The 12,587-nt window shown below is 71.4% G+C and carries 11 protein-coding genes and 1 pseudogene; 4 read left to right on the top strand and 8 right to left on the bottom strand.

The genetic code is table 11. The annotated features are described in order from the left end of the window. The first annotated feature begins 2 nt into the window (after positions 1-2). Positions 3-707 (top strand): SDR family oxidoreductase, encoded by a 705-nt coding sequence (locus tag Raf01_RS32440; protein WP_203921881.1) that lies wholly within the window; start codon positions 3-5, stop codon positions 705-707. Between the two features lie 55 nt (positions 708-762). Here Raf01_RS32440 and Raf01_RS32435 read toward each other — a convergent pair whose 3' ends face one another. After that, the gene (locus Raf01_RS32435) at positions 763-1,611 is read right to left on the bottom strand and encodes a polysaccharide deacetylase family protein (RefSeq protein WP_203921880.1); all 849 of its coding nucleotides are present in this window, start codon (positions 1,609-1,611) and stop codon (positions 763-765) included. 419 nt (positions 1,612-2,030) lie between these two features. Here Raf01_RS32435 and Raf01_RS50820 point away from each other — a divergent pair. Then, positions 2,031-2,690, top strand: a pseudogene (locus Raf01_RS50820) (hypothetical protein); the annotation flags it as partial. A 235-nt stretch (positions 2,691-2,925) separates the two neighbouring features. On the opposite strand, the gene Raf01_RS32425 reads toward Raf01_RS50820, so the two are convergent. The 4 genes from Raf01_RS32425 to Raf01_RS32410 all read right to left on the bottom strand — a co-directional run bounded on the left by Raf01_RS32425 (position 2,926) and on the right by Raf01_RS32410 (position 7,150). Next, positions 2,926-4,584, bottom strand: coding sequence for a PucR family transcriptional regulator (locus Raf01_RS32425; protein WP_203921879.1), 1,659 nt, complete (start codon positions 4,582-4,584; stop codon positions 2,926-2,928). Position 4,585: 1 nt separating this feature from the next. After that, complete coding sequence (locus Raf01_RS32420; RefSeq protein ID WP_239134109.1) at positions 4,586-5,437, bottom strand: TrmH family RNA methyltransferase; 852 nt, start codon at positions 5,435-5,437, stop codon at positions 4,586-4,588. A gap of 205 nt (positions 5,438-5,642) precedes the next feature. Then, entirely contained in the window at positions 5,643-6,722 is a 1,080-nt protein-coding gene (locus Raf01_RS32415) for an SPFH domain-containing protein (RefSeq protein WP_203921877.1), read from the bottom strand. 2 nt (positions 6,723-6,724) lie between these two features. Beyond that, positions 6,725-7,150, bottom strand: coding sequence for an NfeD family protein (locus Raf01_RS32410; RefSeq protein WP_239134108.1), 426 nt, complete (start codon positions 7,148-7,150; stop codon positions 6,725-6,727). Positions 7,151-7,365: 215 nt separating this feature from the next. Here Raf01_RS32410 and Raf01_RS32405 point away from each other — a divergent pair, with 215 nt between their 5' ends. Beyond that, positions 7,366-8,682 (top strand): serine hydrolase domain-containing protein, encoded by a 1,317-nt coding sequence (locus Raf01_RS32405; protein WP_203921875.1) that lies wholly within the window; start codon positions 7,366-7,368, stop codon positions 8,680-8,682. Positions 8,683-8,724: 42 nt separating this feature from the next. Here the strand turns inward: Raf01_RS32405 and Raf01_RS32400 are convergent, their stop codons facing one another. After that, positions 8,725-9,531, bottom strand: a complete 807-nt coding sequence (locus Raf01_RS32400) for a DUF3097 domain-containing protein (RefSeq protein ID WP_203921874.1) — start codon at positions 9,529-9,531, stop codon at positions 8,725-8,727. A 237-nt stretch (positions 9,532-9,768) separates the two neighbouring features. On the opposite strand from Raf01_RS32400, the gene Raf01_RS32395 reads away from it, so the two are divergent. Continuing rightward, a complete protein-coding gene (locus tag Raf01_RS32395; RefSeq protein WP_203921873.1) occupies positions 9,769-10,554 on the top strand; it encodes an Rv1486c family protein in 786 nt (261 codons plus the stop codon). 37 nt (positions 10,555-10,591) lie between these two features. Here Raf01_RS32395 and Raf01_RS32390 read toward each other — a convergent pair whose 3' ends face one another. Both Raf01_RS32390 and Raf01_RS32385 read right to left on the bottom strand, forming a co-directional pair. After that, positions 10,592-11,371, bottom strand: coding sequence for an HAD-IIA family hydrolase (locus tag Raf01_RS32390; protein WP_203921872.1), 780 nt, complete (start codon positions 11,369-11,371; stop codon positions 10,592-10,594). 80 nt (positions 11,372-11,451) lie between these two features. After that, entirely contained in the window at positions 11,452-12,576 is a 1,125-nt protein-coding gene (locus Raf01_RS32385) for a ferrochelatase (protein ID WP_203921871.1), read from the bottom strand. Positions 12,577-12,587 lie beyond the last annotated feature (11 nt).

The following is a 12,587-nucleotide window of genomic DNA, read 5'->3' as shown; positions in this document are numbered from 1 at the left end:
TCATGCGGATCGAAGACTCGGTGGCGCTGGTCACGGGGGCGAACCGCGGACTCGGGCGAGCCTTCACCCGGACGCTGCTGGATCGCGGCGCACGCCGCGTCTATGCCGGTGCGCGCGACCCGGGCACGGTACCGGCCGGCGAGGGCATCACGCCGGTGAAGCTGGACATCACGAACCCCGAGGACATCGCCGACGCGGTCCGCCGCCACCCGGACGTCACCCTGCTGATCAACAACGCCGGCGTGTCCGGCGGCGGGTCGCTGCTGGCATCACCGGTGGAGGGCATCCGGGGCGACTTCGAGACCAACTTCTTCGGCACCCTGAACGTCAGCCGCGCCTTCGCGCCGGTCCTGGCCGCCAACGGCGGCGGGGCGCTGGTCAACGTACTGTCCGTGCTGTCGTTCGTGACCATGGGGCCGTCCGGGTCGTACAGCGCCTCGAAGTCGGCCGAGTGGTCGCTGACCAACGCGCTGCGGCTGGAGCTGCGCGAGCAGGGTACGCAGGTGCTCGGCGTACACGTGGGCTACATCGACACCGACATGGCCGCCCACATCACCGGGCCGAAGAACCGGCCGGAGGATGTCGTCGCCCAGGTGCTCGACGCGCTCGCCGAGGGCCGGCACGAGGTACTGGCGGACGACCTGACCCGCACAGTCAAGGGCGCGCTGTCCGGCGACCTGGCGGGCCTGTACCCGGCACTGGCCTGACTCAAGTCGCACTGGGCCCGTCATGGCCGGCCACTCGATGGGCAGCCATGACGGGCTACGGCTGGAACGACACGTAGTTCTCCAGCAACGCCGGCGTCAGGCCGGAGTTGTGGATCGCGGTGAGCGCGGCGGTGACATCGGCGAGGAACGCCGGCCGGAAGTGCATCAGGATGATGTCGCCGGGCTGGATCCGGTGCGTGGACGTCTGGTAGTAGACGACGCCGTTGTTGACGGTTTCGGACCAGTCGAAGGCGGCCCGGAGGCCGCAGTCATGCACGGCTCGCAGCGTGGTGGTGTCATAGTCGCCGTACGGCGGCCGGAAGAACGTCATCGTCTTGCCGAAGGTGTGCTCCAGCGAGGTGCGGGCGTCGCACACTTCCCGGTGCTGGAACTGGTAGGACTTGCCCTTCATCTCCGGATGCGTGATGGTGTGGTCCTCGATCACGCCGCCGGCCGCCTCCATTCCCCTGAAGAACCCCGGATTCCTCGCCGCCACCGGGGCGATCAGGAACATGGTGAACGGTATGTGGGCCGCCCGCATCAGGGGGATCGCGTCCGACAGTTGGGTCTGACCGTCATCCATGGTCAGGAACGCCACCGGCTGGTTGACCGGGAGCCGGTGGTACATCGGAGCCTTCGGACCGGTCGGCAGCGTGACCGGTTGGGGCGTCGGCGGCGGGCCGAAGTGCGGCAGCCGCGCCAGGTACGGCGCCAGGGTCGGGTCGGGCGGAAGCGGAGAGCTCGCGGCTACCGGCGTCGGCTTGGCCGATCCCGTCGCGCTCGGTGTACTGGTTGCGTGGCTTGACGCCGGTGTGTGCCCAGGATCGACGGTCGGGGACCCGCATCCACCTACCATGCCGATCGCGAAGACACAGACGACGAGCATGGTCACCTTATGAAGCACGGCGACACGATAACGGAGCGCCGCAAGGGCGTCGAGAGCTGACCTCGACCTAGATCGATGTCAGCGACCGGCGGTTGCCCCCGGTTTCAGCTGCGCTTTTCCTATTGCTTCTCGTGAATGTTCGACCGGCCGTCACGAAATCGTCCGTGGCGCACCGGACGCCATTCCGCGCCCCATCCGACGCGCCTTTCCGGATGCGCCCGATGTCCCCGAATGCGCAATCCGAGCGACGCATATCCGCAGGTCAGAGCGCGGAATGTCGGGCGGCCGGCGGTGGTTGAAACCTATCCACGGCCACGAAAGGAAAAGCGCAAGTGCTGAATTACTCCCGCATCCAACACCTGCTGCCTGACTTTGCCAAGAGCTCGAAGCGCGCCGCATCGGCGATCGCGCTGAGCCGTCCCCGTGTCGGACATCTGGTGCCGAACTTCGCCAAGAGCCCCAAGCGCGCCGCCGCGTCGGTCGCCCTGATCGCCGGCCTGGCCGCCGGCCCCCTGGCCGGCGTCGCCGCGACCGCGGACCCCACGACCACGGGCACCGCGCCCACGGGCACCACGCCCGCAGGCACCAGCCCGGCCACGGCCGCGGTCAACGCGGTGACCGGCGGATCCTCGGCCGGCAAGGCGGCACCGTCCGCGGCGCAGCTCCTGCCGGGCGGGGCGCCTGATCCGTCCACTCAGTCGGTCATCGGCCTGAGCGGCGCCCAGATCGGCAACGCGAACACGATCGTGGCCACCACCCACGCCAAGGGCCTGCCCCCGCGCGCCGCGGTGATCGCCGTGGCCACGTCGCTGCAGGAGAGCAAGCTCGAGAACCTCGGCAACCTCGGCGCGATCAACGACCACGACTCGCTGGGCCTGTTCCAGCAGCGGCCGTCGTCCGGGTGGGGTACGCCGGAGCAGTTGACCGACCCGGAGTACGCAACCAGCGCGTTCCTCAACGCACTGACGCAGGTACCGAACTGGCAGAACCTGCCGCTGACCGACGCCGCCCAGGACGTGCAGGTCTCCGCGTTCGGCGGGGCCTACGCCCAGTGGGAGCAGCAGGCCTCCGACATCGTCGAGGGGTACTACAACGCCGGACCGGGCGCCCACGGCGGTTCGCACGACAACGGCGGCGGTTCGCACGACAACGGCGGGTCGAAGGCCAACGACGATTCGAAGGCCGACAAGGGTTCCAAGGCCGACAAGGGTTCCAAGGCGAAGAACGACTCGAAGGCCAACAACGGGTCCAAGGCCGACAACGGCTCGAAGGCCCACGCCGGCTGACACACCATCGGCGGAAGCCGCGCCCGCTCGACGGGCGCGGCTTCCGTCATGCCCGGCTGGACCGGCCGTCCCGGATCGCGTCGAGCGCGAGCAGCGCCACGTGCAGCGACAGGCACGCGTCCACCGAGTCCAGGTCCGCGTCGAGGATCCGTTCGATGCGGGCCAGCCGCTCGTACAGGGCCGGACGGGACAGGTGCGCCGCGTTGGCCGCCGCGGACTTGTTACGCCCGCTGTCCAGGTACGCGCGCAGCGACCCGAGCAAGGGGTCCTTCGGGTGCCCGGCGTCGTGCGCCAGCAGCGCACCCAGCTCCCGCTCGACGAACGTCTGCAGCCGGGGTTCCTCGCGTAGCAACTGGAGCAGGCCGACGAGGCCGACGTGTGGCGGGCGGAACACTGGTACCGGCCGGGTGTCGTGCCGGGTCGCGTACGCCACTTGTCGCGCCTCGGTCAGTGACCGGCGCGCCTCGCGCGGGACGTCGACTCCGGAGCCGGCCGCGACGATCAGACCGTCCCGGTCGCGGCGCAGGGCCGCCGCGAACGCGCCGAGCGCGCTCTCCTCGTCGGTACCCGGGCGCATCGTGACGAGCGCGCCGACCGACTGGTCGTCCAGCGGGCCGACCAGTCCCGGCAACTTCGCCTCGCGCAACGCTACGGTCACCGCCTCGGCCAGGTCGCGCTGCCGGGGCAGCGCCGGCGCCGGCGCACCGTCGTTCATCGGTACCGGTTGGCTGCGCTGGCGTACCGCGACGCCGACCAGCCGCCGGCGCTCCAGCGGTACCCCGAGTGCCTTGGCGCGCACCGCCACCTCCTCGACGGGACGGGTACCGTCCAGCAGCGCGCTCAGTACCGTCCGGTGGCTCTGCCACTCCAACCGCTCGGCGTCCCGGTGGATGAGCCGGCCCAGGGCCAGCGTCGAGGCGGCCCGCTCGACCAGGACGGTCAGCCGGCTCGGTGGCCGCTCCTCGGACGCGACCGGGGCACCCGACGCCGGCCAGCGCAGCAGCAGCCGGCCCCAGTCCTGCCCGCGCGCTCCGACCGTGGTGACCAGCCAGCCGGCATGCGGGTCGTACCCGGTGCGCCCGCCCGCGGCGATCTGGCGGGAGTGCTGCTCCCAGCCGTCCAGCAACAGGTCCGCGCGGTCACCGGCCGCGGCGCAGGCCAGTACCTGCCGGCTCAGGTTCTCCAGCACGACCGGGCAGCCGGCCAGCTCGGCGACCTGCGCCACCACCTCGGCCGGCTCGGCGCCCTCGACGGACAGCTCGGTGAACCGCTGGTGGATCTCCTCGGCGGCCCGCAACTCCGCCAGCTGCGCGTCCACGATCCGCGCGTGCACCGTCTCGGTGATCTGCACGAACGGGGTGGCCCGGCGCAGCTCCACCAGGGGCAGCCCGTGGCGCTGGGCGGCGGCGACCATGCTGTGCGGCACCCCGTCGACGTAGCGGCGTCCCAGCTCGACCACCAGCCCGGCACAGCCCACCTCGGCCAGTTCGGCGATGAACCGGCGCAGCCCGGCGTCCTGGGACGGCAGGCCGATCCCGGTGGTGAGTACCAACTCGCCGCCGCGCAGCAGGCTGGCGATGTCGGGTACCTCGGCGGAGTGCACCCACCGCACCGGCGAGTCCAGCGCCTCGGCGCCGGCCACCACCCGCGGCGCCCCCCGCCGGAACGAGTCGAGCGCGAGCACCTCCCGTACGGTGGGGAACACGCTAATCCTCCCGGCCCGCGTCCCGGCACAGCTCCCAGAACGCGACCGCCGCCGCGGCGGCCACGTTGAGCGAGTCCACGCCCCGGTGCATCGGGATCACCACCCGCGCGTCGCTGGCCTCCTGCGCCGGCCAGGACAGCCCCGCTCCCTCAGCGCCCAGCAGCAGCGCCGGGCGGTGCCGGTGCCGCTCGGGCAACCGCTGGATGGGCAGAGCGTCCGGCGCCGGGGTCAGCGCCAGGACGGAGAAACCCGCCTCGCGTACCGTGTCCAGCCCCGCCGGCCACGGCTCCAGACGCGCGTACGGGACGGCGAAGACCTCACCCATGCTCACCCGTACGCTGCGCCGGTACAGCGGATCGGCGCACGAGGGCGACAGCAGCACCGCGTCCATGCCCAGCGCGGCCGCGCCCCGGAAAATCGCGCCGACATTGGTGTGGTTGTTGACGTCTTCCAGGATCGCCACCCGGCGGGCGGTCGCCAGCACCTCGGCGGCGGAGGCCGGCGGCCGGCGGTGGAACGAGGCCAGCACCCCGCGGTGCACGTGGAACCCGGTCGCCTTCTCCAGCACGTCCTGGGTACCCGCGTAGAACGGCGCGTCGGCGCCGGTACCCGCCTCCTCGACGGCCGCTTCATCGACGGCTGCGGCCACCTCGGCCACCCGCTTGGCGTCCACGAGTACCGAACGCAGCTGGTACCCGGCCCGTAGTGCCCGGCGCAGCACCAGCTCGCCTTCGGCGATGAACAGCCCGTTGGGCGGCTCCCACCGGGTACGCAGTTCGACGTCGGTAAGCGCCCGATAGTCGGCGATGCGCTCGTCGTCCGGGTCGGTGATCGTGGTGACGGTGGGTGACACGTCGCCATTCTGACCCGCCGCCGGCCCGTCGTGCCGCCCGCCCCGCCCGGCGCTCCTCAACCGCGGCGGCGACCCGCTCCCTCAGCGCCTTGATCAGTCCGCGGACGCGACGCGGCCCCGGCGCGTTTCCGCACCGGGGCCGGGATCGGGATCTTCGACCGGTCGGGGCGTGGCGCGGCGCGCGCCGAGCCTGACCGGTCGGGGATCAGGCTCGTTCGCGCTGCGGGGGCTCGTCGCCCAGCACGTCGTGCGCCGTCAGCTCCCGCGGAGCCGGCAGCCCGCGGACCGCCTCCTGCTCGGTCTCCGCGGCCGCCGCCTGCGCCTCTGCCAGCGCCTGATCCAGCACGGACGGGTCGGCCTCGGGCAGCTTCGCCTCGGGCTTTGCCGGGCCGCCGGTGTCCTGCACCAGGTTGCCCAGCGCGCCGCCGATGCCCTCCAGCGCCTTGGTCAGCTCGGCCGGCACGATCCACACCTTGTTCGACTGCCCGGCCGCGATCTGCGGCAACGCCTGCAGGTACTGGTAGGCCAGCACCTTGGAGTCCGGGTTGGAGCTGTGCACCGCGTTGAACACGGTCTGGATCGCCTTCGCCTGGCCCTCGGCGGACAGGATCCGCGCCTCCCGCTCGCCCTGCGCGCGCAGCACGGCGGCCTGCCGCTCACCGTCGGCGGTCAGGATCTGCGACTGCTTGACACCCTCGGCGTTGAGGATCGCGGCGCGACGGTCCCGCTCGGCGCGCATCTGCTTCTCCATGGAGTCGCGGATCGACGGCGGCGGCTCGATCGCCTTGATCTCCACCCGGGTCACCTTGATGCCCCAGCGGCCGGTGGTCTCGTCCAGCACGCTGGACAGGTGCTGGTTGATCTCGTCGCGGCTGGTCAGCGCCCGCTCCAGGTCCATCGAGCCGATGACGTTACGCAGCGTCGTGACGGTCAGCTGTTCGATGGCCTGCAGGAAGCTGGCGATCTCGTAGGTCGCCCGAACCGGGTCGACCACCCGGTAGTACAGCACCGTATCGATGGACACCACCAGGTTGTCGGACGTGATGACCGGCTGCGGCGGGAAACTCTGCACCGCTTCCCGCATGTCGACCTTCTCGCGGACCTTGTCCACGAACGGCATCAGCAGGTTCATGCCGGGCTTCAGCGTGCGGTGGTACTTGCCCAGCCGCTCGACGATGTCCATCCGCTGCTGCGGAACGATCCGCACCGATCGCGCGATCGTGAGGATCACCCACAGCACGATCAGGACGGCGACCACGATCAGAAAGACCTCGAAGCCTTCCATCGCTACTCCCTCCAGACAAGGGCAGTCGCGCCCTTGATCTCTATGATCCGCACCCGCTCACCCTTTTCGATCACTTGGGTGGCGTCGTACGGACGAGCACTCCACATTTCGCCTTCAATCTTGATCAATCCGTGATCGAGATCGACGCGTTCCAGTACCAGGCCCAGCGAGCCCTCGATCGCGGCCAGCCCGATGGGCGCGCCCTCGGTTTCGGAGTTCAGGTGCCGCTGGATGGCCGGGCGCACCAGCGCCAGCGCGGCCGCCGAGACGGCCCCGAACGACAGGACCTGCGCATACCACGGCAGGCCGATCGCCGCGGCTCCCGCGGCGGCGAACGCGCCGGCCGCGAACATCACCAGCACGAAGGTGGTGGTGAAGACCTCCGCGATCGCCAGCGCCACTCCTATGACAAGCCACAACCAGGCCACACCTCGATCGTGGCACGCCGATGCACGCCTGGCGATCCTCGTTTGGGCCGGGAGGCCGCCCGCTGCCCGACAGGCGGCGTCCGGGGCGAGGCTCGGCGCGTCTGGCGCCGCGTAACGACCGGACCAGTCGTGTCCCATCGGGCGCCGGCACGCTTGCCGGGATAAGGTTTCCGCCAACCTTCGCAAAGATCGATCAGCCACGGGAAGGGGAGTCCATGCTGTCCGACACCGCCCGACGGGTCGATGACATCGTCGCGTCGGCGCAGGCCAAGGGCCGGGTACCCTCGCTCATCGCCGGAGTGGTACGGGACGGGACGCTCGCGCACGTCTCGGCCGCGGGCGAGGTACCCAGGCCGGAACCGGACATGCAGTACCGCATCGGTTCGATCAGCAAGTCCTTCACCGCCGCACTCGTTCTCCAACTGCGCGATGAGGGCCGGCTGGACCTCGACGACCCGCTGCGGCACCACCTGCCGGATGGCCCGCCGGGCACCACCACCCTGCGCCAACTGCTCGGCCACGTCGGCGGGCTGCAGCGCGAACCGGACGGGCAGTGGTGGGAGCGCTCGGCCGGCAAGGACTCCGACGACCTGCTCGCCGGGGTGAGCGCGACGAAGATGGCGTACCCGCCGAACCACCGGTACCACTACTCCAACCTGGCGTACGGTTTGCTCGGCACGCTCGTCGAGCGGATCGCCGGCGAGTCCTGGCGTACCCAGGTCACCAAGCGGCTGCTGGAACCGCTGGCGATGAACCGCACCACCTACCACGCCACCGAGCCGTTCGCCCGCGGATACGTGGTGCATCCCTGGCACGGCACCCTGCGCGAGGAGCCGCGGCACGACGCGGGCGCCATGGCGCCGGCCGGGCAACTGTGGTCGACGGTGGCGGACCTGGCCGTCTGGGCGGCGTTCCTGGCCAACCCGGCGCCGTCGGTGCTGTCGCCGGCCAGCGTGGCGCAGATGTGTACCCCGACGGTCATCGACGACGTGGACGCCTGGACCAGCGGGTACGGGCTGGGGCTGCGACTGTGGCGGCGGGGCGAGCGGGTGTACGTCGGGCACACCGGTTCGATGCCCGGGTACCTGGCGGTTCAGGCGACGCACCGGCCCAGCCGTACCGGCGTGGTCGCGTTCGCCAACGCGTACACGCTGCACCACTCCAGCATCGACACGCTCGGCCTGGACCTGCTGGACGCGGCGGTGGACGAAACGCCGGTCCGGGTCGCGCCGTGGCGTCCGGGCGCCGCTCCCCCACCGGAGGTCGAGATGCTGACCGGCCGGTGGTGGTGGATGGGGCGGGAGTACTCGGCGGCCTGGGACGCCGCCGCTCGCCAGTTGGTGATGTCGTCGCTGACGTCGCCGGACGCGACGCCGTGGCGCTTCATCCAGGAGGGCGTGGACCGCTGGCGCTGCCGGTCGGGCAGCAACGACGGCGAGGTACTGACGGTGCGCCGCAGCGGTACCGGTGGGATCGCCGCGCTGGACATCGCGACGTTCGTGTTCACCCGCGACCCCTGGTCGGCGCTGTAGCGCCGGGCGCTGCTCCGTGGGAGGCCTGCGCCGTGGGCGGTCCTACTCCGCCGGTTCGGTCACGAAGTCGATCAGCCGCTCCATCGAGTTGATCAGCGGCGTCTCGACGTCGTGGTACCCGCGTACCGTCGACAGGATCCTGCGCCACATCTCCGCCGGTTCGGCCACCCCGAGCGCCGCGCAGACGCCCTCCTTCCACGGCCGTCCCGGTGGCACCACCGGCCACGCACGGATGCCCAGGCGCTCCGGCTTGACCGCCTGCCACACGTCCACGTAGGGATGCCCGGTCACCAGGACGTGCGGCGAGGTGACCGAGGCGACGATCCGGCTCTCCTTGGAACCGCCGACCAGATGGTCGACCAGTACCCCCAGCCGCCGGGACGGCCCGGGACCGAAGTCGCGTACCGCGGCGGCCAGTTCGTCGATGCCGGACAGCGGCTCCACGACCACGCCTTCGATGCGCAGGTCGTCGCCCCAGATCCGCTCCACCAACGCGGCGTCGTGAATGCCCTCCACCCAGATCCGGCTGGCCCGCGCGACCCGGGCCCCGGCGCCGTCGACCGCGATCGAACCGCTGGCGGTGATCCGGCGCTGGGCCGGCACCGGTCGCGCCGCCGGCCGGCGCAGCGTGATCGCCTGCCCGTCGAGCAGGAACGCGGCCGGCAGCATGGGAAAGTTGCGACGCTTGCCGAACCGGTCCTCCAGCACCACCGCACCGGACTCGAATCCGACCACCGCGCCGCAGAAGCCGGACTCGGCGTCTTCCACCACCAGATCGGGCTCCGCGTCGACCTCCGGGACGATGCGCCTGCGCCGCCAGTCCCCCTTGAGAACGTCCTCCCCATACATGGCCCCGACGCTAGTCGCTAAATCCGCCGGGCCGCTTGACCGGCTCGCCCACAAACCAGGCGAGCCTGGCGGCCCAAAAGCACGCACCGCCCACCGCCCGGCACGCCGCCCGGATCCCGCCGTGGCGCGTGTCTTTCCGCCGACGGCGGGCGGAAAGTCCACGTGCGGAAGGGTTTAGTTCCCGCCGGACGGTCCACCACAAGACATCAACCCGGCCTGCCACGTACGCTTGCCTGCATGTCCCCCGCAACAGGTGCGGCAACGCTGGCTGTGCGCCGCTCGACCCGCTTCGTGACCTGGGTCCGTTCCTGGCGCGCCGGACTGTCGCCGTACGACGAGGTGGCCGGCGAGATCGCCGGTGACGAGGAGCACCTGGTCGCCGATGCGCCGGACACCTGGACGGACGTACCGCTGGCCAGCGTGCTCAGCGCCTTCGCCAAGTTGAGCCCGGACGAGATCCGGCTGGTTCTGCCGGTGGCCGGGGACCCGCGCGGGCTGCCCGGTCCGGGCCCGTTCACCGGCGCGGCGTTGCTGGCCGAGGAGGGCGTGATAGCCGGGCGGTTCGGGTTGGTCCCGGAGGTGCAGCGCCACACGTCCGGTTCCGGGGACACGTTCGAGACCGTGCTGTGGCAGATGCATCCGCTGGCCGAGGCGCCGGCGCGGGGATACGAGCCCGGCCCGGCAGAGGCCGAGGCCGACCTGACCAACGCGATCGTCGAGGCCACCGGGCAGCTGACCCGCCTCGACATCGCCCAGTGGCGCCCGGAGTTGGCCGGCGCGCTGGCCACGCTGCGCCGCCCGGACTTCGCCGGCGACCTGCCGCCCGGCTACGACGCGCGCTCCCGCCGGCTGTACGCCCGGGCTAGCGTGCTGGACCAGGTGCTGACGCTCGCCGGGCAGGCCGCACCCGGCGGGGCGGTCACCGGCTACGAGGCAAACCGGCGCGACGAGGCACTGCGACCGCTGCGCACCGCGTGCCGCCACGCCCTGGTCGCCGCGTGCAACGCGCGCCTGGCCCCCTGAACCGCCACCGGTAGCGCCCACCGGCGCCCGGGGTACCTCAGACCTCGTCGATCAGGTCGGCGACCGAGTCGACCACCCGCGACGGGCGGTACGGGAACCGATCGATCTCGTTGCGGGTGCTGATCCCGGTCAGTACCAGAATGGTCTCCAGACCTGCTTCCAGTCCGCACAGCACGTCGGTGTCCATCCGGTCGCCGATCATCGCGGTGGTCTCCGAGTGCGCGCCGATCGTGTTGAGCGCCGAGCGCATCATCATCGGGTTCGGCTTGCCCACGAAGTACGGGTCCACGTTGGTGGCCTTGGAAATCAGCGCGGCCACCGAGCCGACCGCGGGCAGGACGCCCTCGTTGGACGGCCCGGTCGCGTCGGGGTTGGTGCAGATGAACCTGGCACCGTCCAGGATCAGCCGGATCGCCGTGGTGATCGCGGTGAAGCTGTAGGTGCGCGTCTCGCCGAGCACGACGTAGTCGGGCTCCATGTTGCTCAGGATGTAGCCGGCGTTGTGCAGCGCGGTGGTCAGGCCGGCCTCGCCGATGACGTACGCGCTGCCGCCCGGCCGCTGATCGGACAGGAACTGAGCGGTGGCCAGCGCGGAGGTCCAGATCGACGATTCCGGGACGTCGAAGCCCATCCGGGTCAGCCGGGCCTGGAGGTCGCGCGGGGTGTAGATCGAGTTGTTGGTCAGGATCAGAAACGGTTTGCCGGAGGCCCGCAGCCGGTTGATGAATTCGGGGGCGCCGGGGACCGGCAGGCCCTCATGGACGAGAACCCCGTCCATGTCGGTCAGCCAGGACTCCACGGGCTTGCGCTCGGTCATGCTGCCGCCCGCCGCGCCGAGGGACGTCGGACCGCCGGCGACACCGGCGGAACCTCACGTGTTGTCATGCCGAAATCATCTCAGCCGTTGGTTACGGGCCGGGTTGCCGCCCCGGGACGCTTCGGTGCCGGGCAGCAGGCCGCGTCGCAAAAGTCCCAGGTGGGTACGTTTCCCAGCGCGGCGCGGGGGTGGCCGGGCTCGGTACGCTCCAGCACCAGCTCCCGGATCATGTCGACGAACCGGGGATCGGTACCCGGCGTGGCGGCGCGCACGAAGTCCAGCCCGAGCGACTTGGCCGTCTCGGCGGCCTCGGTGTCCAGGTCCCAGACCACCTCCAGGTGGTCGGAGATGAACCCGATCGGGCTGACCACCACGGCCCGGGTGCCGGCCCGGGCCAGCGCCGTCAGGTGCTCGTTGATGTCCGGACCCAGCCACGGCACCTGCGGCGGCCCGGAGCGGCTCTGGTACACCAGGTCCCACGGCAGGTCGCCGGTGGCGACCAGGCGGGCGAGGTCATCCAGTTGCGTCTCGTACCGGTGGCCCGCTGGTTCCGACCGGTCTGGCTCGGCGCTTCTGACACCGCGCGACGACCCAGACCCGTCGCCGGTCAACGCCGCCATGGTGGCCGCACCGGCCGCCTCGGCCATGGTGACCGGGATCGAGTGCGCGGTGAACACCAGCCGGGTGGCGCCGGGCTCGTGCTCCGGCAGGGTGGCCAGGGCCGCCCGGACGGCGTCGGCGTGCGGCCCGACGTACCCGGGATGATCATGATAGTGGCGGATCTTGTCGATCACCGGGGCACCGTCGCCGACCTCTGCCCGGGCGCGGGCGATGTCGTCCTGGTACTGGCGGCAGGCCGAGAACGACCCGTACGGGCTGGTGACGAACGCCAGCGCCCGGCGCACCCCGTCGTCGCGCATCTGCCGCACGGTGTCGGTCAGGAACGGGTGCCAGTTGCGGTTGCCCCAGTAGGTCGGCAGGTTCGGCCCGTCGGCGGCGAACCGCTCGGTGATCGCGGCCAGCAACGCCCGGGACTGCTCGTTGATCGGCGAGACGCCGCCGAAGTGCCGGTAGTGCTCGGCGACCTCGGCCAGCCGCTCCTCCGGCACGCCCCGGCCACGGGTCACGTTGCGCAGGAACGGCAGGACGTCGTCGGGCCCCTCCGGGCCCCCGAAGGACACGAGCAGGAAGGCGTCGTACTCCACGGACCCATCTC

Source organism: Rugosimonospora africana, assembly GCF_016862975.1.
In the GTDB taxonomy this organism is placed as follows: domain Bacteria; phylum Actinomycetota; class Actinomycetes; order Mycobacteriales; family Micromonosporaceae; genus Rugosimonospora; species Rugosimonospora africana.
The sequence above is the reverse complement of the archived record's forward strand: the minus strand, read 5'-3'. Positions and strand labels throughout refer to the sequence as shown.